This is a genomic window from Enterobacter sp. ECC_219_Taxon_10, assembly GCF_058354905.1.
In genome coordinates, this window is record NZ_CM178005.1 from 3,771,985 (window position 1) to 3,796,515 (window position 24,531).

26 protein-coding genes and 5 tRNA genes are annotated in these 24,531 nt (G+C 55.6%); 17 read left to right on the forward strand and 14 right to left on the reverse strand.

Annotated features, from left to right (window positions below):
* The first annotated feature begins 266 nt into the window (after nt 1-266).
* A complete protein-coding gene (locus AC4ICF_RS17820; protein WP_061097308.1) occupies nt 267-1,196 on the forward strand; it encodes a LysR substrate-binding domain-containing protein in 930 nt (309 codons plus the stop codon).
* Here the strand turns inward: AC4ICF_RS17820 and AC4ICF_RS17825 are convergent.
* On the reverse strand, nt 1,193-1,351 hold the full coding sequence (locus AC4ICF_RS17825; RefSeq protein WP_116343819.1) for a YqaE/Pmp3 family membrane protein: 159 nt from the start codon (nt 1,349-1,351) through the stop codon (nt 1,193-1,195). The two genes, AC4ICF_RS17820 and AC4ICF_RS17825, sit on opposite strands and share 4 nt — an antisense overlap.
* A gap of 178 nt (nt 1,352-1,529) precedes the next feature.
* On the opposite strand from AC4ICF_RS17825, the gene AC4ICF_RS17830 reads away from it, so the two are divergent.
* Nucleotides 1,530-2,051: a rhodanese family protein gene (locus tag AC4ICF_RS17830; RefSeq protein ID WP_316380167.1), complete on the forward strand. Its 522-nt coding sequence runs from the start codon at nt 1,530-1,532 to the stop codon at nt 2,049-2,051.
* Nucleotides 2,052-2,130: 79 nt separating this feature from the next.
* On the forward strand, nt 2,131-2,310 hold the full coding sequence (locus AC4ICF_RS17835) for a hypothetical protein (RefSeq protein WP_116343821.1): 180 nt from the start codon (nt 2,131-2,133) through the stop codon (nt 2,308-2,310).
* Between the two features lie 38 nt (nt 2,311-2,348).
* Here AC4ICF_RS17835 and stpA read toward each other — a convergent pair whose 3' ends face one another.
* Entirely contained in the window at nt 2,349-2,753 is a 405-nt protein-coding gene (gene stpA, locus AC4ICF_RS17840; protein WP_116343822.1) for a DNA-binding protein StpA, read from the reverse strand.
* Between the two features lie 494 nt (nt 2,754-3,247).
* Here stpA and alaE point away from each other — a divergent pair, with 494 nt between their 5' ends.
* On the forward strand, nt 3,248-3,697 hold the full coding sequence (gene alaE / locus AC4ICF_RS17845; RefSeq protein ID WP_116343823.1) for an L-alanine exporter AlaE: 450 nt from the start codon (nt 3,248-3,250) through the stop codon (nt 3,695-3,697).
* Nucleotides 3,698-3,729: 32 nt separating this feature from the next.
* Here the strand turns inward: alaE and AC4ICF_RS17850 are convergent, their stop codons facing one another.
* The gene (locus AC4ICF_RS17850) at nt 3,730-4,074 is read right to left on the reverse strand and encodes a DUF2002 family protein (RefSeq protein WP_023308923.1); all 345 of its coding nucleotides are present in this window, start codon (nt 4,072-4,074) and stop codon (nt 3,730-3,732) included.
* A 160-nt stretch (nt 4,075-4,234) separates the two neighbouring features.
* On the opposite strand from AC4ICF_RS17850, the gene AC4ICF_RS17855 reads away from it, so the two are divergent.
* The 13 genes from AC4ICF_RS17855 (at nt 4,235) to leuA (ending at nt 18,993) form a co-directional block, all read left to right on the forward strand.
* On the forward strand, nt 4,235-4,561 hold the full coding sequence (locus AC4ICF_RS17855) for an ElaB/YgaM/YqjD family protein (protein ID WP_032642961.1): 327 nt from the start codon (nt 4,235-4,237) through the stop codon (nt 4,559-4,561).
* Nucleotides 4,562-4,804: 243 nt separating this feature from the next.
* Nucleotides 4,805-5,044, forward strand: a complete 240-nt coding sequence (nrdH, locus tag AC4ICF_RS17860; RefSeq protein WP_316380166.1) for a glutaredoxin-like protein NrdH — start codon at nt 4,805-4,807, stop codon at nt 5,042-5,044.
* Nucleotides 5,041-5,451 carry a class Ib ribonucleoside-diphosphate reductase assembly flavoprotein NrdI gene (nrdI, locus tag AC4ICF_RS17865; RefSeq protein ID WP_116343825.1) on the forward strand — a complete coding sequence of 137 codons (411 nt, stop codon included), beginning with the start codon at nt 5,041-5,043 and terminating at the stop codon, nt 5,449-5,451. Before nrdH ends, nrdI begins: the two co-directional genes overlap by 4 nt.
* On the forward strand, nt 5,424-7,568 hold the full coding sequence (gene nrdE / locus AC4ICF_RS17870; RefSeq protein WP_316380165.1) for a class 1b ribonucleoside-diphosphate reductase subunit alpha: 2,145 nt from the start codon (nt 5,424-5,426) through the stop codon (nt 7,566-7,568). Before nrdI ends, nrdE begins: the two co-directional genes overlap by 28 nt.
* A 9-nt stretch (nt 7,569-7,577) precedes the next feature.
* Entirely contained in the window at nt 7,578-8,537 is a 960-nt protein-coding gene (nrdF, locus tag AC4ICF_RS17875; RefSeq protein ID WP_151412883.1) for a class 1b ribonucleoside-diphosphate reductase subunit beta, read from the forward strand.
* A gap of 332 nt (nt 8,538-8,869) precedes the next feature.
* A complete protein-coding gene (gene proV / locus AC4ICF_RS17880) occupies nt 8,870-10,081 on the forward strand; it encodes a glycine betaine/L-proline ABC transporter ATP-binding protein ProV (protein WP_163330120.1) in 1,212 nt (403 codons plus the stop codon).
* Complete coding sequence (gene proW, locus AC4ICF_RS17885; RefSeq protein WP_119916181.1) at nt 10,065-11,129, forward strand: glycine betaine/L-proline ABC transporter permease ProW; 1,065 nt, start codon at nt 10,065-10,067, stop codon at nt 11,127-11,129. The genes proV and proW overlap by 17 nt, the downstream gene beginning before the upstream one ends.
* Before the next feature lie 9 nt (nt 11,130-11,138).
* Entirely contained in the window at nt 11,139-12,134 is a 996-nt protein-coding gene (gene proX / locus AC4ICF_RS17890) for a glycine betaine/L-proline ABC transporter substrate-binding protein ProX (RefSeq protein WP_139784221.1), read from the forward strand.
* A 211-nt stretch (nt 12,135-12,345) separates the two neighbouring features.
* A complete protein-coding gene (locus AC4ICF_RS17895; protein ID WP_163330119.1) occupies nt 12,346-13,530 on the forward strand; it encodes an MFS transporter in 1,185 nt (394 codons plus the stop codon).
* Nucleotides 13,531-13,845: 315 nt separating this feature from the next.
* Complete coding sequence (gene mprA, locus AC4ICF_RS17900; RefSeq protein ID WP_061099626.1) at nt 13,846-14,376, forward strand: transcriptional repressor MprA; 531 nt, start codon at nt 13,846-13,848, stop codon at nt 14,374-14,376.
* Between the two features lie 128 nt (nt 14,377-14,504).
* On the forward strand, nt 14,505-15,677 hold the full coding sequence (emrA, locus tag AC4ICF_RS17905; protein ID WP_061097297.1) for a multidrug efflux MFS transporter periplasmic adaptor subunit EmrA: 1,173 nt from the start codon (nt 14,505-14,507) through the stop codon (nt 15,675-15,677).
* Nucleotides 15,678-15,693: 16 nt separating this feature from the next.
* The gene (gene emrB, locus AC4ICF_RS17910; protein WP_163330118.1) at nt 15,694-17,241 is read left to right on the forward strand and encodes a multidrug efflux MFS transporter permease subunit EmrB; all 1,548 of its coding nucleotides are present in this window, start codon (nt 15,694-15,696) and stop codon (nt 17,239-17,241) included.
* Between the two features lie 96 nt (nt 17,242-17,337).
* A complete protein-coding gene (gene leuA, locus AC4ICF_RS17915) occupies nt 17,338-18,993 on the forward strand; it encodes a 2-isopropylmalate synthase (RefSeq protein WP_316380164.1) in 1,656 nt (551 codons plus the stop codon).
* On the opposite strand, the gene AC4ICF_RS17920 is transcribed toward leuA, so the two are convergent.
* The 11 genes from AC4ICF_RS17920 to csrA all read right to left on the reverse strand — a co-directional run bounded on the left by AC4ICF_RS17920 (nt 18,980) and on the right by csrA (nt 24,390).
* Nucleotides 18,980-19,744, reverse strand: coding sequence for an AraC family transcriptional regulator (locus tag AC4ICF_RS17920; protein WP_316380163.1), 765 nt, complete (start codon nt 19,742-19,744; stop codon nt 18,980-18,982). The genes leuA and AC4ICF_RS17920 overlap by 14 nt on opposite strands.
* A gap of 54 nt (nt 19,745-19,798) precedes the next feature.
* The gene (luxS, locus tag AC4ICF_RS17925) at nt 19,799-20,314 is read right to left on the reverse strand and encodes an S-ribosylhomocysteine lyase (protein WP_014884972.1); all 516 of its coding nucleotides are present in this window, start codon (nt 20,312-20,314) and stop codon (nt 19,799-19,801) included.
* A gap of 153 nt (nt 20,315-20,467) precedes the next feature.
* Entirely contained in the window at nt 20,468-22,012 is a 1,545-nt protein-coding gene (gene gshA, locus AC4ICF_RS17930) for a glutamate--cysteine ligase (protein ID WP_316380162.1), read from the reverse strand.
* An 83-nt stretch (nt 22,013-22,095) separates the two neighbouring features.
* The gene (locus AC4ICF_RS17935) at nt 22,096-22,524 is read right to left on the reverse strand and encodes a YqaA family protein (protein ID WP_008499541.1); all 429 of its coding nucleotides are present in this window, start codon (nt 22,522-22,524) and stop codon (nt 22,096-22,098) included.
* Nucleotides 22,521-23,087 carry a fructose-1-phosphate/6-phosphogluconate phosphatase gene (yqaB, locus tag AC4ICF_RS17940; RefSeq protein ID WP_491466114.1) on the reverse strand — a complete coding sequence of 189 codons (567 nt, stop codon included), beginning with the start codon at nt 23,085-23,087 and terminating at the stop codon, nt 22,521-22,523. The genes AC4ICF_RS17935 and yqaB overlap by 4 nt, the downstream gene beginning before the upstream one ends.
* Nucleotides 23,088-23,204: 117 nt before the next feature.
* A tRNA-Arg gene (locus tag AC4ICF_RS17945) sits at nt 23,205-23,281 on the reverse strand.
* A 160-nt stretch (nt 23,282-23,441) separates the two neighbouring features.
* Nucleotides 23,442-23,518 (reverse strand) — tRNA-Arg (locus AC4ICF_RS17950).
* A 29-nt stretch (nt 23,519-23,547) separates the two neighbouring features.
* A tRNA-Arg gene (locus AC4ICF_RS17955) sits at nt 23,548-23,624 on the reverse strand.
* 64 nt (nt 23,625-23,688) lie between these two features.
* Nucleotides 23,689-23,765, reverse strand: a tRNA-Arg gene (locus tag AC4ICF_RS17960).
* Nucleotides 23,766-23,769: 4 nt separating this feature from the next.
* Nucleotides 23,770-23,862 (reverse strand) — tRNA-Ser (locus AC4ICF_RS17965).
* Nucleotides 23,863-24,204: 342 nt separating this feature from the next.
* Nucleotides 24,205-24,390 carry a carbon storage regulator CsrA gene (gene csrA / locus AC4ICF_RS17970; RefSeq protein ID WP_000906486.1) on the reverse strand — a complete coding sequence of 62 codons (186 nt, stop codon included), beginning with the start codon at nt 24,388-24,390 and terminating at the stop codon, nt 24,205-24,207.
* Nucleotides 24,391-24,531 lie beyond the last annotated feature (141 nt).

Consider the following 24,531-nt stretch of genomic DNA (forward strand, 5'->3'; position numbering starts at 1 on the left):
TCACAAAAGAATCCGCTTAAAAATGATTCATCGACACGCAATTAATTATTGAGTTAAATTCAACAGTCAGGCTAAAACGTGCGTCTGTGCAACCTTTTTCTTATGGCTTACCGCTTTTTATCGTCTCAGACAGCATTATCCTTATGGTTGTAAAAGCCTTGCATGACGCGGCTCCGCGTAAATAGTCAGAACTGTGACCCACTTCAAATGTGATGTAACGGCGCTGTTAAAATATGTTCAAAACTGATGGCTGAGGATGCTGTGATATGAATTCCATCTTTACCGAAGAGAATCTGCTGGCCTTCACCACTGCGGCACGCTTCGGCAGCTTCAGCAAAGCCGCCGCCGAGCTGGGCGTGACGACCTCCGCCATCAGTTACACCATCAAACGCATGGAGACCGGGCTGGACGTGGTGCTGTTTGTGCGCAATACGCGCAGCATCGAGCTGACCGAATCCGGGTTTTACTTTTACCGTAAAGCCACCGACCTGCTGAACGATTTTCACGCCATCAAGCGCGGGATAGATACCATCTCTCAGGGCATTGAGGCGCGGGTGCGTATCTGCATTAATCAGCTCTTGTATACGCCGCGCCATACCGCGCGGCTGCTGCAGGTACTGAAAAAGCAGTTTCCCACCTGTCAGATCACCGTCACCACCGAGGTGTACAACGGCGTCTGGGATTCCATCATCAACAACCAGGCCAACATTGCCATCGGCGCACCGGACACCCTGCTGGACGGCGGCGGGATTGATTACACCGAAATTGGCGCCATCCGCTGGGTGTTTGCCATCGCGCCGGAACATCCCCTCGCCTTTGTTCCCGAACCGATAGCGGAGAGCCAGCTGCGTCTGTATCCCAACATCATGGTGGAAGATACAGCGCATACCATCAACAAAAAGGTCGGCTGGCTGCTGCACGGCCAGGAGGCGATTCTGGTGCCGGATTTCAACACCAAGTGCCAGTGTCAGATTCTGGGGGAAGGGATTGGCTTTTTGCCGGAATACATGGCAAGAGAGGCGGTGGAAGACGGGCTGCTCATCACGCGGCGCATTAATAACCCGCGTCAGGATTCGCGCATGCTGCTCGCCACGCAGCATGCAGCGACCGGCCAGGTGACGCGCTGGATCAAACAGCAGTTTGGCCCGGAGGGCGTATTGACCGGTATCTACAGTGACTTACTGTGGCGCACTTAGTTTTTCGTTTGTACCCAAAACGCGTGGATAAGACCCGGGAAGTAGCCCAGAAGGGTCAGAAGGATGTTCAGAATAAACGCCCAGCCCAATCCCTTGCCAAGCAGCACGCCCAGCGGCGGGAGAATAATCGTAAAAACAACGCGCCAAAAACCCATAATCACTCCGTGCAAGCTAACCAATTGAAAATTAAAAAGAGACACTCTCTAAGCATAGCCAGTTTACGGGTTACCGCCATTCGTCTCTCGCGCTTTTACCTGCCTTTACCCTCTTTACACTGGCTTAAGCCCTTCCTTAAATGTTCTACTACTCAGAAATTGACCGTAAGGAAACACCATGTCTCTTTCTCTTATTTCGCCTCAGCAGGCAAACGCGCTTGTTAAAGAAGGCGCAAAACTGGTTGATATTCGCGATCCCGACGAGTATGCCCGCGAGCATATTCCGGCAGCGCACTCCATACCGCTGGATTCTTTACCCGGCGGGCTTAATGCATCCCCTGGTGAAACGGTGATTTTTCACTGTCAGTCCGGGGCACGGACATCAAACAATGCTGCGCGCCTTGCACAGGCAGCGTCTCCGGCTCAGGCCTTCGTGGTTGAGGGGGGCATTCAGGGCTGGAAGCAGGCCGGGCTGCTGACCGTTGAAGATAAATCCCAGCCGCTTCCGCTGATGCGGCAGGTACAAATTGCCGCCGGACTGCTGATCCTCTGCGGCGTGGTGCTGGGCTATAGCGTCTCCAGCGGCTTTTTCCTGCTGAGCGGTTTTGTCGGCGCCGGGTTGCTTTTCGCCGGTGTGACGGGCTTTTGTGGCATGGCGCGGCTGCTGAAGATAATGCCGTGGAACCGTCGTACCCCATAAGCAGTAATCAATGAATTACGCTGTACCCGGTGCCGGACGTGGGCTAAGGTGAAGATCGCTAAAACGATGAGGAGGTTATATGTTTTCTGTCGGTGATTATGTGCAACCGCTTAAAGGCGGCCCGAAACTGAAGGTGCTCGAAGTGAACGGTGAAAGCGTTGTAGCGGTACAGGCCAGCAATGAACAAGGTGAAAAATATACGCTGAAAGCGGCCGAGCTGGCGCCGTATACCGAGGAAGGTGATTTCGGCGTCTGCTGAACAGTCAACCGGGCGGCTTGTTCCGCCCGGTCCACGTATTAGATCAGAAAATCATCCAGTGATTTACCCTCTGCCAGCGCGCTGGCAATAGGCTTCGGCGTGCGGCCCTGGCCGGTCCACGTTTTCTCTTCACCGTTCTGGTCAATAAAGCGATATTTCGCTTCACGCGGTTTACGCTTTTTAGCCGGTTTACCCGCCTGCGCCAGTTCTGAACCCAGCAGATCGGAGGGGGAAATACCATCGGCTTTCATCAGCTCCAGCAGGGCATTAATTTTTTCCTGCTGCTCGGCACGCTGCTGCTCTAATTCTGCCAGCTCGCTGCGTTTCTCTTCAGTAACGACCCTGACCTTTTCCAGCATTTCCTCAAGAACGTCCAGGGATAATTCACGCGCCATCGCGCGCAGGGTTCGGATATTATTAAGATTCTGTAACGTCAAAGACATATTATTTGAAAACCTTTTCTTTGGGGTAAATAGATAAATCGCCGACAGAATAATTCATTTGAGTTGAAATATCTACCCAAAGGACCGTATGGGCATAATTGTAAATATAACTAAATCACGCTGTTAATATTAGAACAGGATGTAGTCAGGGCAGAAGCGAATCTAATCACTGCATCCATATAAATGGTCAACTTTAATCCGAATCACAGCATATTGCGCCGCTACCATAACGGTGATTTTCACCCGCACAAACATTAAAACTAACCGATTGATTACATTGTAAAAATTATCAAACGAGACAGATTATAACGAACAGAGTAAAAATCACACAATTTTAGAGAATTTTGTGGACAAAAGGTGATTAAATAAAAATTAATCACTAGTTGTTAGTTCAAAGTCAGAGATATACTCTATACACCTCAAACAAACCAACCTAAAGCACTAACCGCTGCAGGAAAATCGTTTCCACCGTGTTCTTCTCAAGGAGTTCAGACATGTTCTCGCCGCAATCTCGCCTGCGCCACGCGGTGGCGGATACTTTCGCGATGGTTGTTTACTGTTCCGTCGTGAACATGCTGATCGAAATATTCCTCTCCGGAATGACCTTCGAGCAGTCACTTTCTTCTCGCCTGGTGGCGATCCCGGTCAATATTATTATCGCATGGCCTTACGGGCTATACCGCGATGCCGTCATGCGCTTCTCGCGTCGTATCAGCCCGGCGGGCTGGATGAAAAACCTTGCCGACGTACTGGCGTACGTCACGTTCCAGTCTCCGGTCTACGTGGCTATTTTGCTGACGGTGGGCGCGGACTGGCACCAGATCGCCGCAGCGGTCAGTTCGAATATCGTGGTATCAATGCTGATGGGTGCGGTATACGGCTATTTTCTCGACTACTGCCGCCGTCTGTTCAAAGTCAGCCAGTACAGCCAGGTAAAAGCGTAATGTGAAGCGACTGGCGAATGCCAGTCGCAGATTTACTGTACGTCGCCAAACAGTCCCTTAAGAAACCGCTCCAGCGCCATACGCGAGCTGAAACCGTGCGGAATACCATAATGCTCATGCCGTTCACCGCCTAAATAGAGCGGAAATTGCTGATAATGATCGCAGGTTTTAATATCCGAGGCAGGTTCAGCAAATGACAGACTTCTGTCTTTCAGCGTCGGGTGAATAATGAGTGCGGTACGTCCCATCCTGGCTTCACGATTAACATACACATAATTCTCGCCTCGGCGATATCCATACGCTTTTGGCGTCACCTCATCCATGGTGAATCCCTCTTTTTCAAGAACGCGTGCCACCTCGTCAGGTCGTAAATACATATCTTTTCCTCGTTATCTTTTCCTGCCCGGCAACCTTACAGTATTCAGCATTAGCAGGGCTTTCAGAATAGTCCATAAACTGCCGGATAACGCGTGATGCGCTTCAGATATTAAATTTCTGAACTAAACTCATCAGGAACACAAAATTACGGAGGATCGTATGTTTAACAGACCGAACCGAAACGATATTAACGACGACGCTCAGGATATTCGTAATGATGTCAGCCAATTAGCGGACACGCTGGAAGAGGTGCTGAAGTCCTGGGGTACTGACGCGAAGGACGAAGCGGATGCCGCAAAACGTAAGGCTCAGTCTCTGCTCCGTGAAACCCGCGCCCGCATGAACGGACGTTCACGCGCCACACAGGCGGCCTGCGATATGGCAAGTTGCGCTACGACCTTCGTACGTGAAAAACCACTTTGTACGCTGGGAACCGTCGCGGCGGTCGGCATCTTTGTCGGTGCCCTGCTCAGCCTGCGTAAGTAAGTCTGACTTATCCGCCCCGGTAGCCTCTGGCGCCGGGGCTTTTCTTTGCCTTCACACCCGAAAAACCCGTACAGCCAGTCCTGCCCCGCTGTGCTCATCACCAGGGCAACATCAATCTGAATTTCCCATATCTTGTATGGTTGAATATTATCTCAACTACATCTAGTATTCCCTTTAGAAAGACACACACTACCTGACGCGTTAACTCGCGCCCTTTTCTTATTCTAAATGGAAATACGAATCATGAGCATTATTATTTACACTCGTAATGACTGTGTTCAGTGCCACGCCACCAAACGGGCGATGGAGAGCCGCGGCGTGGCGTTTGAGATGGTGAATATCGACCAGCAGCCCGAGGCCGCCGATACCCTGCGCGCGCAGGGATTTCGTCAGCTTCCGGTGGTGGTTGCCGGTGACACCAGCTGGTCTGGCTTTCGCCCGGACATGATTAACCGCCTGAGCGCTCAGGCCACGCGTACATGAGCAGGCTGGTCTTCTTTTCCAGCAGCTCGGAAAACACGCTCCGCTTTATTGAGCGCCTCGGGCTGCCTGCGGTGCGTATTCCTCTCAACGAGCGGGAGCGTATTCAGGTAGACGAACCTTACATTCTGGTGGTGCCCAGCTATGGCGGGGGCGGTACGGCGGGAGCGGTGCCTCGCCAGGTGATCCGCTTTCTGAACGATCCTCATAACCGGGAGCTGATTCGGGGCGTGATCGCGGCGGGCAATCGTAATTTCGGCGATGCGTATGGCCGCGCCGGGGATGTCATCTCTCAAAAATGCGGCGTGCCGTATCTCTATCGTTTCGAACTGATGGGGACACAGCAGGACGTAGAAAACGTGCGTAAAGGAGTGAACGAATTTTGGCAACGACAACCGCAGAACGGGTAATTCAGGCAACGCCGGACTACCACGCATTAAACGCGATGCTTAACCTCTATGACCGGGAGGGGCGCATTCAGTTTGGCAAAGATCGCGAGGCGGTAGAGGCCTTTTTCGCGGCCCACGTCCGTCCGAACAGCGTCGCTTTTGGCAGCCAGCAGGAACGTCTCGACTATCTGGTTAACGAAGGTTATTACGAGGAGCGCGTGCTGGCCCGCTATAACCGCGCTTTCGTGGTGAAGCTGTTTGAGCGCGCCCATGCCAGCGGTTTTCGTTTCCAGACCTTTCTCGGCGCGTGGAAGTATTACACCAGCTACACCCTGAAAACCTTCGACGGCAAACGCTACCTGGAAAGCTTTGAAGATCGCACCGTGATGGTGGCGCTGACGCTGGCCCAGGGCGACGAAGCGCTGGCTGAAAGGCTGACGGAGGAGATCCTCTCCGGCCGCTTCCAGCCCGCCACGCCGACCTTTCTCAACTGCGGTAAAGCCCAGCGCGGCGAGCTGGTCTCCTGCTTCCTGCTGCGCATCGAGGACAATATGGAGTCGATTGGTCGCGCGGTGAACTCGGCGCTGCAGCTTTCCAAACGCGGCGGCGGCGTGGCGTTTCTGCTCTCGAACCTGCGTGAAGCGGGCGCGCCGATCAAGCGCATCGAAAACCAGTCCTCCGGGGTAATCCCGGTGATGAAGATGCTGGAAGACGCGTTCTCCTATGCCAACCAGCTTGGCGCGCGTCAGGGCGCGGGGGCGGTTTACCTGCATGCGCACCATCCGGACATTCTGCGTTTTCTCGATACCAAACGCGAAAACGCCGACGAAAAAATCCGCATCAAAACCCTGTCGCTCGGCGTGGTGATCCCGGATATTACCTTTAAACTGGCTAAAGAGAATGCCGAGATGGCGCTCTTCTCGCCCTATGATATTGAGCGTATTTACGGCAAAGCGTTTGGCGACGTGGCCATCAGCGAGCTGTACGACGAGCTGGTGGCCGACGAGCGCATTCGTAAAAAATACATCAACGCCCGCGATTTCTTCCAGACGCTGGCCGAAATTCAGTTTGAGTCCGGCTATCCGTACATCATGTTTGAGGACACGGTGAACCGCGCGAACCCGATCGCCGGGCGTATCAACATGAGCAACCTGTGCTCGGAGATCTTGCAGGTCAACAGCGCCTCCGCCTACGACGAGAACCTGGACTACGCGGAGATCGGCAAAGATATCTCCTGCAATCTCGGGTCGCTCAATATTGCTCACACCATGGATTCGCCGGATTTTGGCCGCACGGTGGAGACCGCCATTCGCGGGCTGACGGCGGTCTCAGACATGAGCCACATTCGCAGTGTGCCCTCCATCGAGGCGGGTAACGCCGCATCGCATGCCATTGGCCTGGGGCAGATGAACCTGCACGGTTATCTGGCGCGGGAAGGTATCGCCTACGGCAGTCCGGAAGGGCTGGATTTCACCAACCTCTATTTCTACACCGTCACCTGGCACGCGCTGCACACCTCGATGATGCTGGCGCGCGAGCGCAGCCAGCGGTTCGCAGGCTTTGAGCAATCCCGCTACGCCAGCGGGGAATATTTCAGCCAGTATCTGGAAGGCGACTGGCAGCCAAAAACCGAAAAAGTGCGCGAACTGTTCGCCCGCGCGGGGATTACCCTGCCAACGCGCGAGATGTGGCAGCAGCTGCGCGACGACGTGATGCGCTACGGCATCTACAACCAGAACCTGCAGGCCGTGCCGCCAACCGGTTCGATTTCCTACATCAACCACGCCACGTCGAGCATTCACCCGATCGTGTCGAAAATTGAAATTCGTAAGGAAGGCAAAACCGGACGCGTTTACTACCCTGCCCCGTTTATGACCAACGAGAACCTGGCGCTTTACCAGGATGCGTATGAGATCGGCCCGGAAAAAATCATCGATACCTACGCGGAGGCGACAAAGCACGTGGATCAGGGGCTGTCGCTGACGCTCTTTTTCCCGGACACCGCCACCACGCGGGATATCAACAGAGCGCAGATCTACGCCTGGAAGAAAGGCATCAAAACGCTCTACTACATTCGCCTGCGCCAGCTTGCGCTGGAAGGCACCGAAATCGAAGGCTGCGTGTCCTGCGCGCTGTAAGGAGAAAGGATGAAACTGTCACGCGTGAGTGCCGTTAACTGGAATAAAATCCAGGATGATAAAGACCTGGAGGTGTGGAACCGCCTGACCAGCAACTTCTGGCTGCCGGAAAAGGTGCCGCTCTCAAACGATATTCCGGCCTGGCAGACGCTGAGCCACGCCGAGCAGCAGCTGACGATCCGCGTCTTTACCGGCCTGACGCTGCTGGACACCATCCAGAATACTGTGGGTGCCCCCGCATTGATGAGCGACGCGCTGACGCCGCACGAAGAGGCGGTGATGTCGAACATCAGCTTTATGGAAGCGGTACATGCCCGCTCCTACAGCTCGATTTTCTCCACCCTGTGCCAGACCAAAGACGTGGACGCGGCCTACGCCTGGAGCGAAGAGAGCGAGTCACTACAGAGAAAGGCGGAGCTGGTGCTGGAATATTACCGCGCCGACGAGCCGCTGAAGAAGAAGATCGCCAGCGTGTTCCTGGAATCCTTCCTCTTCTATTCCGGCTTCTGGCTGCCCATGTACTGGTCGAGCCGGGGCAAGCTCACCAACACCGCCGATTTGATTCGGCTCATCATTCGTGACGAGGCGGTTCACGGGTATTACATCGGCTATAAATACCAGAAAGGGCTGGAGAAAGTCAGTCCGGAGAAACGCGAGGAGCTCAAAGGTTTTGCGCTCGATTTGCTGATGGATCTGTACGACAACGAACTGAGCTATACCGAAGAATTGTACGCCGGAACGGGCTGGGAAGAGGACGTAAAAGCGTTTCTCTGCTACAACGCGAACAAAGCGCTGATGAACCTTGGTTACGACGCGCTGTTCCCGCCGGAGATGGCGGAGGTGAACCCGGCGATCCTGGCGGCGCTGTCGCCGAATGCCGACGAAAACCACGATTTCTTCTCGGGATCCGGCTCATCGTATGTGATGGGCAAGGCGGTGGAAACCGAGGATGAAGACTGGGATTTTTAATGAACGCTAACGTTCGTTAATTTAATATAAACCCAACAATTCTCTCTCTAATATTTACAAAACAACTACACTGTAATTTCCGCGTCATATTCGCCTGAATCACACCGATTCAGGCGAAATTTCCTGATGCCGCAGCAAAAAAAATGAGAAAAATTCAAACTGCCCTCAGCCCTTTATTCATGGGAAATTCAGCCGCTTCGCTTACCTGAAAATTCACGTCATAAGCAAACCCAGGGTTGTCTCAGATTCTGAGTATGTTAGGGTTATGCCCGTTAACAATTTACCATGGTAATCATATCGACATAAACAAATAACAGGACACTCTCTATTGCATGGCAATTAAATTAGAAGTGAAAAATCTTTATAAAGTATTTGGCGAGCACCCGCAGCGCGCATTCAAATATATTGAGAAAGGCCTTTCGAAAGAGCAAATTCTGGAAAAAACCGGGCTATCGCTTGGCGTTAAAGACGCCAGTCTGGCCATTGAAGAAGGCGAGATTTTTGTCATCATGGGGTTATCCGGTTCGGGTAAATCCACTATGGTTCGCCTTCTCAATCGCCTGATTGAACCCACCCGCGGGCAGGTGCTGATTGACGGTGTGGATATCGCCAGAATATCAGACGCCGAGCTTCGCGAGGTGCGCAGAAAGAAGATCGCAATGGTGTTTCAGTCATTCGCGCTGATGCCGCACATGACGGTGCTGGATAATACCGCCTTTGGCATGGAATTAGCCGGCACGCCCGCTCAGGAACGTCAGGAAAAAGCCCTTGATGCCCTGCGCCAGGTGGGGCTTGAGAATTATGCTCACGCGTATCCGGATGAACTTTCCGGCGGTATGCGTCAGCGCGTGGGATTAGCCCGTGCGTTGGCCATTAATCCAGACATATTATTAATGGATGAAGCCTTCTCAGCCCTCGATCCGTTAATTCGCACCGAGATGCAGGATGAGCTGGTAAAATTACAGGCCAGACATCAGCGAACTATTGTCTTTATTTCCCACGATTTAGACGAAGCCATGCGTATTGGCGACCGAATTGCCATTATGCAAAACGGAGAGGTGGTGCAGGTCGGCACGCCGGATGAAATTCTGAATAATCCGGCGAATGATTACGTGCGAACCTTCTTCCGCGGCGTGGATATCAGCCAGGTATTTAGCGCTAAAGATATTGCGCGCCGAACGCCGAACGGCATTATCCGTAAAACGCCAGGCTTCGGCCCGCGCTCCGCCCTTAAGCTGCTGCAGGACGAAGACCGTGAATACGGGTATCTGGTTGAACGCGGCAATAAATTTGTCGGCGTTGTCTCCATCGACTCTCTGAAAACCGCGCTTAGCGAAAATCAGGGGATCGATGCGGCGTTAATTGACGCTCCGCTTGCCGTGGACGCCGAAACGCCGCTCAGCGAGTTGCTCTCTCACGTGGGCCAGGCGCCGTGCGCCGTGCCGGTCGTGGGTGAGGAACAACAGTACGTCGGCATCATCTCCAAACGGATGCTGCTGCAGGCTTTAGATCGCGAGGGGGCAAACAATGACCGATCAAACTAACCCGTGGGGCACCACAGAGGCAGCGGACAGCGCTGCGCAATCCGCCGACGCATGGGGCTCCACGCCTGCACCTGCCGACGGCGGCGGCGCGGCAGACTGGCTGAACAGCGCGCCCGCGCCTGCGCCAGAACACTTCAACATCATGGATCCGTTCCATAAAACCCTGATCCCGCTGGACAGCTGGGTCACGGAGGGGATCGACTGGGTGGTCACGCACTTCCGTCCGGTGTTCCAGGGGATCCGCGTCCCGGTGGATTACATCCTGAACGGCTTCCAGCAGCTGATGCTGGGCATGCCTGCGCCGGTGGCCATTATCCTGTTCTCCCTGATTGCCTGGCAGTTCGGCAGCGCGGGGATGGGCATCGCCACGCTGATTTCGCTGATTGCCATCGGCGCGATTGGCGCGTGGTCGCAGGCAATGATCACGCTGGCGCTGGTGCTGACCGCCCTGCTCTTCTGCATCGTCATCGGGCTACCGATGGGGATCTGGCTGGCGCGCAGCCCGCGGGCCGCGAAGATTATTCGTCCGCTGCTGGATGCAATGCAGACCACGCCGGCGTTCGTCTATCTGGTGCCTATCGTGATGCTGTTCGGCATCGGTAACGTGCCGGGCGTGGTGGTGACCATTATCTTCGCCCTGCCGCCGATTATTCGTCTGACCATCCTGGGGATTAACCAGGTGCCTGCGGACCTGATTGAGGCCTCACGCTCGTTCGGTGCCAGCCCGCGCCAGATGCTGTTTAAGGTTCAGCTCCCGCTGGCGATGCCGACCATCATGGCAGGCGTTAACCAGACGCTGATGCTGGCCCTGTCGATGGTGGTGATCGCCTCGATGATCGCCGTTGGCGGACTGGGCCAGATGGTGCTGCGCGGCATTGGCCGTCTCGACATGGGGCTGGCCACCGTTGGCGGCGTCGGGATTGTGATCCTCGCCATTATTCTCGATCGCCTGACTCAGGCCGTCGGTCGTGATTCACGCAGTCGCGGCAACCGTCGCTGGTATACCACCGGCCCCGTCGGGTTACTGACCCGCCCATTTACAAAATAAGGAACAACGATGCGACAGAGCGTACTTTTTGCTACAGCGTTTGCCACCCTTGTCTCCACCAGCGCGTTTGCCGCTGACCTGCCGGGTAAAGGCATTACCGTGCAGCCGGTGCAGAGCACCATTTCGGAAGAGAGCTTCCAGACCCTGATCGTCAGCCGCGCGCTGGAGAAGCTGGGCTATACGGTCAATACGCCGAGCGAAGTGGATTACAACGTGGGCTACACCTCGATTGCCTCCGGTGACGCCACCTTTACCGCGGTGAACTGGCAGCCGTTGCACGACGACATGTATGCTGCCGCCGGTGGCGACAAGAAATTCTATCGCGAAGGCACCTTCGTGACGGGTGCGGCTCAGGGTTATCTGATCGACAAGAAAACCGCGGATAAGTATCACATCACCAATATTGAACAGCTGAAAGATCCGAAGATCGCCAGGCTGTTCGACACCAACGGTGACGGCAAGGCCGACATGATGGGCTGCTCGCCGGGCTGGGGCTGTGAAGCGGTGATTAACCACCAGAACAAAGCGTTCGATCTGGCGAAAACCGTCGACGTGAGCCACGGCAACTATTCAGCGATGATGGCCGACACCATTGCCCGCTTTAAAGAGGGGAAACCGGTGATCTACTACACCTGGACACCGTACTGGGTGAGCGACGTGCTGAAGCCGGGTAAAGACGTGGTGTGGCTGCAGGTACCGTTCTCCTCCCTGCCGGGCGAGCAGAAAGATATCGACACCAAACTGCCGAACGGCATGAACTACGGCTTCCCGGTGAACACCATGCATATCGTGGCTAATAAAGCCTGGGCGGAGAAAAACCCGGCGGCGGCGAAGCTGTTCTCGGTGATGAAGCTCCCGCTGGCGGACATCAACGCCCAGAATGCGATGATGCACGCGGGCAAATCCTCTGAGGCGGATGTGAAAGGCCACGTGGACGGCTGGATCAAAGCTCACCAGCAGCAGTTTGACGGCTGGGTGAAAGAGGCGCTTGAAGCGCAGAAGTAAAAACAACACCCCTCACCCTAACCCTCTCCCCGAAGGGGAGAGGGGACTTTATACACCCTCTCCCCTTCGGGGAGAGGGCCGGGGTGAGGGGCTCAAACCGCACCCAACCCAAACCGCACAAACACACACATAACAATCCCCCAACATTCACAATCATTGGTTATTATAGTTTCCGGAAAAATAATCACTTAACTAACGATTCCTGAAACCAATGACGAAAACAACTCAGGGGCTTAGTCCCGCACTCATCCTTTTGATGTCCGTGGCAACGGGTCTGGCAGTCGCCAGCAACTATTACGCGCAGCCTCTGCTCGATACTATCGCCCGCGCGTTTGACCTTTCCGCCAGCTCGGCAGGCTTTATCGTCACCGCCGCACAGCTTGGCTACGCCGCCGGGCTGCTGTTCCTGGTGCCGCTCGGAGATATGTTTGAACGCCGGATGCTGATTGTTTCGATGACGCTTCTGGCCGCAGGCGGCATGCTGATCACCGCCAGCAGCCAGTCGCTGACGATGATGATTGTCGGCACCGCGCTAACGGGACTGTTTTCCGTCGTCGCGCAAATTCTGGTGCCCCTCGCGGCAACCCTTGCCTCCCCGGAAAAACGCGGCAAGGTGGTGGGTACCATTATGAGCGGCCTGCTGCTCGGGATCCTGCTGGCGCGTACCGTTGCCGGGCTGCTGGCAAGCCTCGGCGGCTGGCGCACCGTTTACTGGGTGGCGAGCGTATTGATGGTGGTGATGGCGCTGGCGCTGTGGCGCGGGCTGCCGAAGGTGAAGCAGGAGAACCACCTGAATTACCCGCAGCTTCTGGCCTCCGTGTTTAGCCTGTTCACGCAGGATAAACTGCTGCGCACCCGCGCTCTGCTGGGGTGTCTAACCTTCGCTAACTTCAGCATTCTCTGGACGTCGATGGCATTTCTGCTCGCCGCACCGCCGTTTAACTATTCAGAAGGGGTGATTGGTCTGTTCGGCCTGGCCGGTGCCGCCGGTGCATTGGGCGCGCGCCCGGCAGGCGGGCTGGCCGACAAAGGCAAATCGCATATCACCACGACCGCCGGACTGGTTTTGCTCCTGCTCTCCTGGGCGGCTATCTGGTATGGACACGTCTCGGTGCTGGCGCTGATCGTCGGTATTCTGGTGCTGGATCTCACCGTACAGGGTGTGCATATCACCAACCAGACCGTGATTTACCGCGTGAAGCCCGAGGCGCGTAACCGCCTCACGGCCGGATACATGACCAGCTACTTCATTGGTGGGGCAGCAGGTTCGTTAATTTCGGCGTCGGCATGGCAGCACGCCGGCTGGTCAGGTGTGTGCGGAATTGGCGCAATCGTCGCCGCGCTTAACCTTGTTGTGTGGTGGCGCGGCTACCATCGTCAGGAAGCAATTCACTAAGTTTTACATTGCTTTGGGCCTCTTAGGGTGTAAAGGGGCCCGGCAGTCTGTTAATGTAAACGTAATCATTTATCCCAGAAATTTTAATGTGGGTGACATATCTACAATTGGCATGAATAGTTCAGACCCCCGTCCTCACATCCTCTCTTCAGCGGGTTCATACCCTACGCTTTCTGTGCTCACCGGGTCACGGACTTACCCGGCGCTTTCTGATGGTGGCATTCATTTGGCGGATATAACCGCACAAATAATCCATTTACATTATTTGTCACCATCGTTACTATATCGGCTGTAATTAATGAGGTTATGCCCAAAATGGATAGTTCGTTTACGCCCATTGAACAAATGCTTAAATTCCGCGCCAGTCGTCATGAGGACTTCCCGTATCAGGAGATCCTGCTGACCCGCCTGTGCATGCACATGCAGGGTAAGCTGCTGGAAAATCGTAATAAAATGCTGAAAGCTCAAGGGATTAACGAGACGTTGTTTATGGCGTTGATTACGCTGGAGTCTCAGGAAAACCACAGTATTCAGCCTTCTGAGCTGAGCTGCGCGCTGGGATCGTCCCGTACCAATGCGACCCGTATTGCTGATGAACTGGAAAAGCGCGGCTGGATTGAGCGCCGTGAAAGCGATAACGATCGCCGCTGCCTGCATCTGCAATTGACCGATAAAGGTCACCAGTTCCTGCGTGAGGTGCTGCCACCTCAGCACAATTGCCTGCACAAACTCTGGTCTGCCCTCAGCACCGCCGAGCGCGACCAGCTTGAGCACATCACTCGCAAGCTGCTCACCCGTCTGGACCAGATGGATGAAGAAGGCGCAGTTCTTGAGGCGCTGCGCTAACGCGACGACACGCTCAACAATCCAGATTTATAAAAGAAAACCGACAGGCCAGCACGTCACACTGCTGGCCTTTCTGACAACAGGTCGGCTCAGCCGATGTGAAAATAAGAAGATCGTGGAGAACAACAATGAGCGCAAATGCGGAGAGCACTACCCCGCAGCAACCGGCCAACAAGAAAGGCAAACGTAAAAGTGCCCTTCTTCTGTTGACCTTGCTCTTTATTATTATTGCCGTGGCATATGGGATCTATTGGTTTTTAGTATTGCGTCATGCAGAAGAGACTGACGACGCATACGTGGCAGGGAACCAGGTACAGATTATGGCGCAGGTGTCGGGCAGCGTGACGAAAGTCTGGGCTGACAATACCGACTTTGTGCAAAAAGGCGATGTGTTGGTGACCCTCGATCCAACCGATGCCCAGCAGGCCTTTGAGAAAGCCCAGACCGCGCTGGCCTCCAGCGTCCGTCAGACCCGCCAGCTGATGATCAACAGTAAGCAGCTGCAGGCCAACATCGACGTGCAGAAAACCGCGCTGGCGCAGGCCCAGAGCGACCTGAACCGCCGCGTTCCGCTCGGCACCGCCAACCTGATTGGCCGTGAAGAGCTGCAGCACGCGCGCGACGCGGTTGCCAGCGCTCAGGCACAGCTTGACGTGGCCATTCAGCAGTACAACGCCAACCAGGCGATGGTGCTCGGCACCAGCCTGGAAAACCAGCCCGCCGTGCAGCAGGCAGCGACCGAAGTGCGCAACGCGTGGCTTGCCCTGCAGCGTACTAAAATCGTCAGCCCGATGACCGGTTACGTCTCCCGCCGTTCCGTTCAGCCAGGAGCGCAGATTAGCCCAACCACGCCGCTGATGGCGGTCGTGCCGGCAGACAACCTGTGGGTAGACGCTAACTTTAAAGAGACGCAGCTTGCCCATATGCGTATCGGCCAGACCGCGACGGTCGTCAGCGACATCTACGGCGATGACGTGAAGTACACCGGGAAAGTGGTTGGCCTGGATATGGGGACCGGCAGCGCCTTCTCCCTGCTGCCTGCGCAGAACGCCACCGGTAACTGGATCAAAGTGGTTCAGCGTCTGCCCGTGCGTATCGAACTGGATGCCAAACAGCTGGCGGATCACCCGCTGCGTATCGGCCTCTCAACGCTTGTGACGGTCGATACCGCCAACCGCGACGGTCAAATCCTCGCAAGCCAGGTGCGAAGCACGCCGGCTTATGAAAGTAACGCCCGTGAAATTAGCCTCGATCCGGTCAACAAGCTGATCGATGACATCGTGAAGGCAAACGCCGGTTAATCCGAAGGTGAGCGTTATGCAACAGCAAAAGCCGCAAAAACCGCTGGAAGGCGCGCAGCTGGTCATTATGACCATCGCGCTGTCGCTGGCGACATTCATGCAGGTGCTGGACTCCACCATCGCAAACGTGGCGATCCCAACGATCGCCGGTAACCTTGGCTCGTCGCTGAGCCAGGGGACCTGGGTCATTACCTCGTTTGGGGTGGCAAACGCCATCTCCATTCCGATCACCGGCTGGCTGGCGAAGCGCGTCGGTGAGGTGAAGCTGTTCCTCTGGTCGACAATCCTGTTCGTGCTGGCCTCCTGGGCGTGCGGCATGTCCAGCAGCCTGACGATGCTGATCTTCTTCCGCGTCATTCAGGGGATTGTCGCCGGGCCACTGATCCCGCTGTCCCAGAGTTTGCTGCTGAACAACTATCCGCCTGCCAAACGCTCCATCGCGCTGGCGCTGTGGTCGATGACCGTGATTGTCGCGCCGATTTGCGGGCCTATCCTCGGCGGCTATATCAGCGATAACTACCACTGGGGCTGGATCTTCTTCATCAACGTGCCCATCGGTGCGCTGGTGGTGCTGATGACGCTGCAGTCTCTGCGCGGTCGCGAAACGCGGACCGAACAGCGGCGCATTGACGGCATCGGGCTGGCGCTGCTGGTTGTCGGCATCGGTAGCCTGCAGATCATGCTCGACCGCGGTAAAGAGCTGGACTGGTTTGCCTCTACGGAAATCATCGTGCTGACGGTGGTCGCCGTGGTCGCCATTAGCTTCCTGATTGTCTGGGAGCTGACGGACGATAACCCGATAGTCGATCTCTCGCTCTTCAAATCGCGAAACTTCACCATCGGCTGTCTGTGTATCAGCCTCGCCTATATGCTCTACTTCGGCGCGATTGTTCTGCTGCCGCAGCTACTGCAGGAGGTGTACGGTTATACCGCGACCTGGGCAGGGCTGGCGTCTGCACCTGTCGGGTTAATACCGGTTCTGCTGTCGCCGATTATTGGCCGCTTTGCCCATAAGCTCGACATGCGCAGGCTGGTGACGTTCAGCTTCATTATGTACGCCGTGTGCTTCTACTGGCGCGCGTATACGTTCGAACCGGGAATGGACTTTGGCGCCTCCGCGTGGCCGCAGTTCATTCAGGGCTTTGCCGTGGCGTGCTTCTTTATGCCGCTGACCACCATTACGCTCTCCGGCTTGCCGCCCGAGCGCATGGCGGCAGCATCGAGCCTGTCGAACTTCACCCGTACGCTGGCGGGCTCTATCGGGACGTCAATCACCACCACGCTGTGGACCAACCGTGAATCGATGCACCATGCCCAGCTGACCGAAGCGGTGAACCCGTTCAACCCTAACGCTCAGCAGATGTACAGCCAGCTTGAGGGGATGGGGATGACGGAGCAGCAGGCCTCCGGCTGGATTGCCCAGCAGATCACTAACCAGGGGCTGATTATCTCGGCGAACGAGATTTTCTGGATATCGGCGGGGATCTTCATCGTCCTGCTGGGGCTGGTGTGGTTTGCTAAACCGCCGTTTGGCGCCGGTAGCGGCGGCGGTGGCGCGCACTAATTCGCGTTGTCCAGAACGCGACAGCGATTGTCAGTTTCGATAAAGCAGCGCTCCTGAAATCAATTCACGATAGTGAAAAGACAACAGGAGCGCATCATGCTGAACACACCCGCCGACAAATACCAACCCTATCCCACCGTTTCATTGCCCGACCGTCGCTGGCCGGAGCAACGCATCACCCGCGCGCCGCGCTGGCTCTCGACCGACTTACGCGACGGCAACCAGGCGCTTGCCGAGCCGATGGACAGCGCGCGCAAGCTGCAGTTCTGGGACCTGCTGCTGGGTTGCGGGTTTAAAGAAATAGAGGTGGCCTTCCCGTCCGCCTCGCAGACCGACTTCAACTTTGTGCGCCAGCTGATCGAAGAGAACCGCATCCCGGATGACGTCACGATTCAGGTGTTAACTCAGGCGCGGGAAGATCTCATTCATCGCACTTTCGAATCCCTGCGTGGCGCGAAGCAGGCGACCATCCACCTGTATAACGCCACCGCCCCGCTGTTCCGCCGCCTGGTATTCGGCATGGAGAAAGCGCAGATCGTCGAGCTGGCCACGCGCGCCACGCGCCTTATCCGCCAGCTGTGCGAAGAGAACCCGGATACCTGCTGGCAGTACGAGTACTCCCCGGAAACCTTCTGCTTTACCGAGCCGGAGTTTGCGCTGGAGATTTGTGAAGCCGTGGCGGAGATCTGGCAGCCGTGCGATGCGCGTCCGATGATTATCAACTTACCCGCCACCGTCGAGGTCAGCACGCCAAACGTCTATGCCGACCAAATTGAGTATTTCTGTCGCCACTTCAGCCGCCGCCGCGACGTCTGCATTAGCGTGCATCCGCATAACGACCGAGGTACCGGCGTTGCCAGCGCCGAGCTGGCCGTAATGGCGGGCGCGGACCGCGTGGAGGGCTGTCTGTTCGGCAACGGTGAACGCACGGGTAACGTCTGTCTGGTGACGCTGGCGATGAACCTCTACAGCCAGGGCATTAGCCCGAATCTGGATTTCAGCGACATGAACCGGGTGGTGGAAACGGTGGAAACCTGCAATCAGCTGCCGGTGCACCCGCGCCATCCGTGGGCAGGACGGCTGGCCTATACTGCCTTCTCCGGTTCGCACCAGGATGCCATCAAGAAAGGCTTTGATGCCCGCAGGCCTGGCGATCGCTGGGAGATGCCCTATCTGCCCGTTGATCCACAGGATATCGGCTGCACCTACGAAGCGGTGATCCGCGTGAACAGCCAGTCAGGAAAAAGCGGCAGCGCGTGGCTTATCGAGCAAAATCATGGGCTGAAACTGCCCCGCGCCCTGCAGCAGGATTTCAGCCAGCACGTGCAGCAGGAAACCGACCGCCACGGAAAAGAGATGACGCAGAACGCGCTTTGGCAGCTGTTCCGCACCCGCTACGGGCTGGTGACCACGCCGCAGTTTGCGCTGCAATCCTACCGCAGTGACGGCCAGCAGGATGGCCAGCTGCGGCTGACGGCAAGCGTCGTCACGCAGGGGGGAACCCGTCAGCTGGAGGGTCAGGGTAACGGGCTGCTCTCCGCTGCCGCTCAGGGTTTAAGCCGCTGGGTCAACGCGCCGTTTGTGATTAAGGATTATCACGAGCATACGCTGGGCGAACGCAGCGACAGCCGCTCGGTGGCCTATATTCGCTGCCTGTTCCAGGACGGCACCAGCAGCTGGGGCGTGGGCATTGACAGCGACGTGGCGCGCGCGTCGCTTCAGGCTCTGTTTAACGCGGTTAGTCGTTCTTAAAGTAATCGCTGGGTGAAAGGCCCATCACCCGGCGGAACATTGCCGTAAAGGCGCTGTGGCTGCCATATCCCAGATCCAGCGCCACGCGTAATACCGGCTGGCCCTGCGCCAGCCGCACTAAGGCTTCCAGCAGACGCGCCCTTCTCAACCACTCGCCGTAGCTTAACCCCGTCTGCTGCTGAAAATGGCGGTTCAGGGTGCGCTCGCTCATGCCGAGCAGGCTCGCGCTCTGTTGACCGCTCCAGCTTTCACCTGGTGCCTGACGGACCTGCCGACACAGCTGGCGTAACGCCTCACTTTCCGGCTCCGGCAGGTGAAACGGCAGCACCGGCATAGTGCGAATTTCATCCAGAATGAGCTCATAGACGCGCTCATCCCGGCTTCCCGGTGAGTACGATTCAGGTAAAGTAAGGGAGACGAGGATAAGCTCGCGCAACAGCGGCGCGATCTGCACGATCTGGCAGGTGGCCGGGAGATCGGCCCGCGCCAGCGGATCGACAAACAGCGTTCGCGCTGCAACGTTGCCGGTGATGCGAAGCGAGTGCTGTGTTCCCGCCGGTAGCCAGACGCCGCGCCCGGGAGGAACAACCCAACTGCCTGATGCCGTATCGACCCGCACGACGCCCGTAAGGCTGTGCAGCAGCTGCGCGCAGTCGTGCTCGTGCCACGGCTCGCTGTCGCCGTGAACGTAATCATGGGCAAACGGAACGAGGGGACGATGGGTAAAGGAGAACGTAGAGGTTGTGGTCATGGGGTTAAACCACCCTCACCCTACCCTCTCCCGGTGGGAGAGGGAAAAGGTGCACTAGATGTGCAGCTCCTGCAGTTTTTCTTTTGGCAGGGCCAGCTCTTCGTTGCTGTTCACGCGAACGTCACGCTCGATGATGTGACGGGCGATGTCCTGCGCTTCTTCCAGAGAGTGCATCTGGTAAGTTCCGCACTGGTAAACGTTCAGCTCAGGGATCTGGTTCTGCTCTTTCACTTTCAGCACGTCTTCCATGGCCGCTTTCCACGCATCGGCGACGCGTTTCTCTTCCGGCTGACCAATCAGGCTCATGTAAAAGCCGGTACGGCAGCCCATCGGAGAGATGTCGATGATCTCAACGCCGTTGCCGTTCAGGTGGTCACGCATGAAACCGGCAAACAGGTGTTCCAGAGTGTGAATGCCTTTCTCCGGCATCACTTCTTTATTCGGCACGCAGAAGCGCAGATCGAAGACGGTGATCGTGTCGCCGTGCGGGGTGTGCATGGTCTTCGCCACGCGGACTGCAGGTGCTTCCATACGGGTATGGTCGACAGTAAAGCTATCTAATAACGGCATACGTCACCTCCGATAGTGATTTTTTTTAAAATAAACTGAACTCTTCTACAGAACGCGCGTCTGAGTATATGAAAGACGCGCATTTGTTATCATCATCCCTGAATTCAGAGATGTATATTTTGGCCACAGCGATGTGGCCTTTTTCTTTTCTGCTTAAGCCTGCTTCGCCAGAAACGCCTCAAACGACTCGGTATCCGCCGCTTCAACCTCTTTCTGACGCACAACGGACGCCTCGCGTTCCGCGACAAAATCCGCTTCGCTCAGCACTTCTAACGGCTCCTGCATCAGCATCTCACGGTACTCCGCTGAGAGTGAACGCCCCGTGCCGCCAATGCCCTGATCAATCATAGAACGCAGAATGCGCGCAGAGAACGTCAGTTCCGGATTATCAAAACTTTCCACCAGTTGGTCGCAGATCTGTTGATACGCGTTGCCGCCGTCGATGCTGTCCATTGTCCGGGCAACACGCTTCAGGTCGTGGAACAGATCTTTACCCACCTTAGCCAGCGGGAACTGCGCCGTTTCGCAGCCAATGCCTAACGTCAGGCCAGGCTTGCGCCCTTCCAGAATCACGCGGTTCCAGTTCGTGCGCGTACAAAGCAATTCGTCTGAACTCATTTCCGGCGCATCCGCCAGCGCGCACCAGACCATAAACAGATCCAGGAAGCGAACCTGCTGCTCGTCAACGCCAATCGGTGAGAACGGGTTGATGTCCAGCGAGCGCACTTCAATGTATTCAATGCCGCCGCGCTGCAGCGCATCCGACGGCGTTTCTCCGCTGCGCGTCACACGCTTCGGACGAATTGGCGCATACAGTTCGTTTTCAATCTGCAATACGTTACTGTTGATTTGCAGGCGCTTTCCGTCTTTTTCGAGGCCGATTTTCGCGTACTCTTCCGACGGGGTTTTGATCGCCCGCTTCAATCCTGCCACATATTCGTGCAATTCGTTAAACGTAATACCGAGATTGCTTTGCGATTTATTGGTATAGCCCAGATCGCTCATGCGCAGAGAAGTCGCGTACGGGAGATAGTACATTCCGCACTCCGTCTTTTCGAACGGCAGCGTGGTCGGTTTCCCCTGCAGGAACGATGAGCAAATGGCGGGCGACGCGCCAAACAGATACGGAATCACCCAGCCGAAACGGTAATAGTTGCGGATCAGACGGAAATAACCGGCGGAGATCGCTTCTTTATCCGTTTCTCCCCCCTTCGCCTGCCAAAACGCCATCGGCAAAGAGAAATTGTAGTGCACGCCAGAGATAGTCTGCATGAGTGCGCCGTAGCGATTTTTCAGACCTTCGCGATAGAGCGTTTTCAGCCGGCCAATGTTTGACGTGCCGTACTGCGCCAGCTCAATCTCCTGGCCCTGCTCGATATAGCACGGCATGCTGAGCGGCCACATGCGCTCATCGCCAAGATTGCGCGCGGTGTAGCGATGGATATCGCGCAGGATCGTCAGCATATGATCGATATCGCCGTCCACCGGCGTAATGAACTCCAGCAGCGCTTCAGCGAAATCGGTTGTGATCCATTTATGTGTCAGCGCCGAGCCTAACGCCTTCGGGTGACCCGTCGTCGCTAAGCTACCGTCCGCGTTAACGCGCAGCGTTTCACGCTCAAGACCACGCTGAATACCCTTCAGAGCCTGAGGGTGGTTTTCCAGCCAGGCCAGCGCCTGAGATACGTCCGGGATCAATTTGACCTCCCGCCTGTCAAAGTAATGTTACTCAGCATAATTGTAATGGTTGACGATTGAAGGTCGCGTATTCATTCCACCAATTAGTGCCACCACGTCATACCCTGTAGTGTTGCCCACGCCACGAGAACATAGCGCAACGCCTTGCCAAGGCACAAAAAAAAGAGCACCGGTCCCCAGGAGATGCGCATCCATCCCGCCAGCAGACACAGTAAATCGCCTATTACAGGCATCCAGCTTAATAACAGCGTGGCAGCGCCATAGCGTTTTAGCCAGCCGACTGCCTTTTCCTGCCAGCGCGACTTTTCGCGCAGCGGAAAGAAACGCCCAAGAATAACGTTAGTCAGCCCTCCAAGGCTATTACCCATTGTTGCTATTAATACAAGCAGCCAGGGCTGACTGACGCCGGACAACAGCATCGCCACCAGCACCACTTCCGAATTTCCCGGTAACAGCGTGGCGCTTAGAAAACTGCTGGCGAATAATGAGGCAAGTGACAGCGCGTCACTCACAGCAAGCGCACATCCACCGCATCCATTCCGGCATCACGCGCGGCCTGAATACCGAAATCGGCATCTTCAAACACGACGCATTTTGCCGCCGGTACGCCCATTAATTCTGCGCAGAGCAGAAAGGTGTCCGGTGCGGGCTTGTGATTTTTAACATGATCGGCGGCAACCACGGCAGAAAAATAGTGGCGCAGGCCAAGATGGTTGAGCAACGCTTCTGCTATCGCGCTCTCGCTGCCCGTACCGACAGACATCGGGCGACGCCCGTGCCACTCTTTTACCACATCAATCAGTGGCAGAGGGCGTACGGTATCTAAAAGCATGGCTTTTACCGCATCGGTTTTTTCACGCGCGAGAAGGTGTGGGTCGAGATCGGCCTGATTCAGTTCAATCACGGCCTGCGCAATACGCCAGGTAGGGGATCCGTTGAGGGCAATCATCGCCTGAAGGTCGAAACGCATGCCGTAGCGACCAAGGACCTCGGTCCAGGCTTGACGATGCGTGGGTTCGGTATCCAGGATGGTGGCATCCATGTCGAAGATCAAACCGTCATACTGTGCGTACATCGTGCTCTCGCTAAACGATTAACAAAGCATTACTTTATCGTAAAAGGTGGTTTTTGTCGCTGATTGAGAGTGTGATTGCTGACGGAACGTCGAAGGAATAAACAAAGAAGGAGAATATGGTGCATCCGGGAGGATTCGAACCTCCGACCGCTCGGTTCGTAGCCGAGTACTCTATCCAGCTGAGCTACGGATGCATCGGGAAATGCTTTTAGAAACAGTAAATGGTGCATCCGGGAGGATTACTCGGCTGCGCCTCGCCCTGCAGGCCGTTGCTGAAGCAACGTTATCCTCCCTGGTGCTCGCGATTAAATCGCAGACCTTGAAACAACAGCGTGGCTATTATCTCGGAGAATATGGTGCATCCGGGAGGATTCGAACCTCCGACCGCTCGGTTCGTAGCCGAGTACTCTATCCAGCTGAGCTACGGATGCATCAGGGTACTGCTTTCAGAAATAGTAAATGGTGCATCCGGGAGGATTCGAACCTCCGACCGCTCGGTTCGTAGCCGAGTACTCTATCCAGCTGAGCTACGGATGCATCGGGATTTACTACTGTACTGCTCGATATTCATATCACTTCTAAAGCAATATGAAGTAATAGATGGTGCATCCGGGAGGATTCGAACCTCCGACCGCTCGGTTCGTAGCCGAGTACTCTATCCAGCTGAGCTACGGATGCAAAATGGCGGTGAGGCGGGGATTCGAACCCCGGATGCAGCTTTTGACCGCATACTCCCTTAGCAGGGGAGCGCCTTCAGCCTCTCGGCCACCTCACCACACAACGCCTCTTTCGAGTGCTTCGAGTTACTCGTTAAGAGCTTCTCGTCGCTGCGTGGCGCATATATTACTTTCTGGGACTTATAAGTCAAACAATTTTCCAAAAGCTTTTATCGTTTGCACAAATCACACGCAATTCGCATGTAAAAGCCGCAAAGAGGGTGTTTTATAAGCGGATTTTGCAGGCAACGCCACAGAAAACATCTGTCGAAATGGCGGTGTTGAGACGAGTTAAGGGTAACGGAGTGGTTAAAAAGAGAGCGATTGAAATTAAACGGTAACTTTAAGCAGGAAAAATAGCGGGAGGGTTGCGTCTCGCCCGACAGCGAGACGCGACAATATCAGTAACTGGACTGCTGGGATTTTTCAGCCTGGATACGCTGGTAGATCTCTTCACGGTGGACAGATACTTCTTTAGGAGCGTTAACACCAATACGTACCTGGTTACCCTTTACCCCTAAAACTGTCACGGTGACCTCATCCCCAATCATGAGGGTCTCACCAACTCGACGAGTCAGAATCAGCATTCTTTGCTCCTTGAAAGATTAAAAGAGTCGGGTCTCTTGTATCCCGGCATTATCCATCATATAACGCCAAAAAGTAAGCGATGACAAACACGTAAAGTGTAAGCAGTCACGGCATCACATTCTGTTAAACGTAAGTTTAGC

Excerpts from the sequence above, each read along its gene's own strand:
- AC4ICF_RS17920 (WP_316380163.1), bottom strand. The coding sequence starts at position 19,744 with ATGACCACAACCTCTACGTTCTCCTTTACCCATCGTCCCCTCGTTCCG.
- csrA (WP_000906486.1), bottom strand. The coding sequence starts at position 24,390 with ATGCTGATTCTGACTCGTCGAGTTGGTGAGACCCTCATGATTGGGGAT.
- emrB (WP_163330118.1), top strand. The coding sequence starts at position 15,694 with ATGCAACAGCAAAAGCCGCAAAAACCGCTGGAAGGCGCGCAGCTGGTC.
- stpA (WP_116343822.1), bottom strand. The coding sequence starts at position 2,753 with ATGTCTTTGACGTTACAGAATCTTAATAATATCCGAACCCTGCGCGCG.
- AC4ICF_RS17850 (WP_023308923.1), bottom strand. The coding sequence starts at position 4,074 with ATGTATTTACGACCTGACGAGGTGGCACGCGTTCTTGAAAAAGAGGGA.
- luxS (WP_014884972.1), bottom strand. The coding sequence starts at position 20,314 with ATGCCGTTATTAGATAGCTTTACTGTCGACCATACCCGTATGGAAGCA.
- AC4ICF_RS17820 (WP_061097308.1), top strand. The coding sequence starts at position 267 with ATGAATTCCATCTTTACCGAAGAGAATCTGCTGGCCTTCACCACTGCG.
- AC4ICF_RS17855 (WP_032642961.1), top strand. The coding sequence starts at position 4,235 with ATGTTTAACAGACCGAACCGAAACGATATTAACGACGACGCTCAGGAT.
- emrA (WP_061097297.1), top strand. The coding sequence starts at position 14,505 with ATGAGCGCAAATGCGGAGAGCACTACCCCGCAGCAACCGGCCAACAAG.
- AC4ICF_RS17825 (WP_116343819.1), bottom strand. The coding sequence starts at position 1,351 with ATGGGTTTTTGGCGCGTTGTTTTTACGATTATTCTCCCGCCGCTGGGC.
- nrdF (WP_151412883.1), top strand. The coding sequence starts at position 7,578 with ATGAAACTGTCACGCGTGAGTGCCGTTAACTGGAATAAAATCCAGGAT.
- proV (WP_163330120.1), top strand. The coding sequence starts at position 8,870 with ATGGCAATTAAATTAGAAGTGAAAAATCTTTATAAAGTATTTGGCGAG.
- AC4ICF_RS17830 (WP_316380167.1), top strand. The coding sequence starts at position 1,530 with ATGTCTCTTTCTCTTATTTCGCCTCAGCAGGCAAACGCGCTTGTTAAA.
- proX (WP_139784221.1), top strand. The coding sequence starts at position 11,139 with ATGCGACAGAGCGTACTTTTTGCTACAGCGTTTGCCACCCTTGTCTCC.
- AC4ICF_RS17895 (WP_163330119.1), top strand. The coding sequence starts at position 12,346 with ATGACGAAAACAACTCAGGGGCTTAGTCCCGCACTCATCCTTTTGATG.
- proW (WP_119916181.1), top strand. The coding sequence starts at position 10,065 with ATGACCGATCAAACTAACCCGTGGGGCACCACAGAGGCAGCGGACAGC.
- alaE (WP_116343823.1), top strand. The coding sequence starts at position 3,248 with ATGTTCTCGCCGCAATCTCGCCTGCGCCACGCGGTGGCGGATACTTTC.
- AC4ICF_RS17835 (WP_116343821.1), top strand. The coding sequence starts at position 2,131 with ATGTTTTCTGTCGGTGATTATGTGCAACCGCTTAAAGGCGGCCCGAAA.
- nrdH (WP_316380166.1), top strand. The coding sequence starts at position 4,805 with ATGAGCATTATTATTTACACTCGTAATGACTGTGTTCAGTGCCACGCC.
- yqaB (WP_491466114.1), bottom strand. The coding sequence starts at position 23,087 with ATGTACGCACAGTATGACGGTTTGATCTTCGACATGGATGCCACCATC.
- mprA (WP_061099626.1), top strand. The coding sequence starts at position 13,846 with ATGGATAGTTCGTTTACGCCCATTGAACAAATGCTTAAATTCCGCGCC.
- nrdI (WP_116343825.1), top strand. The coding sequence starts at position 5,041 with ATGAGCAGGCTGGTCTTCTTTTCCAGCAGCTCGGAAAACACGCTCCGC.
- leuA (WP_316380164.1), top strand. The coding sequence starts at position 17,338 with ATGCTGAACACACCCGCCGACAAATACCAACCCTATCCCACCGTTTCA.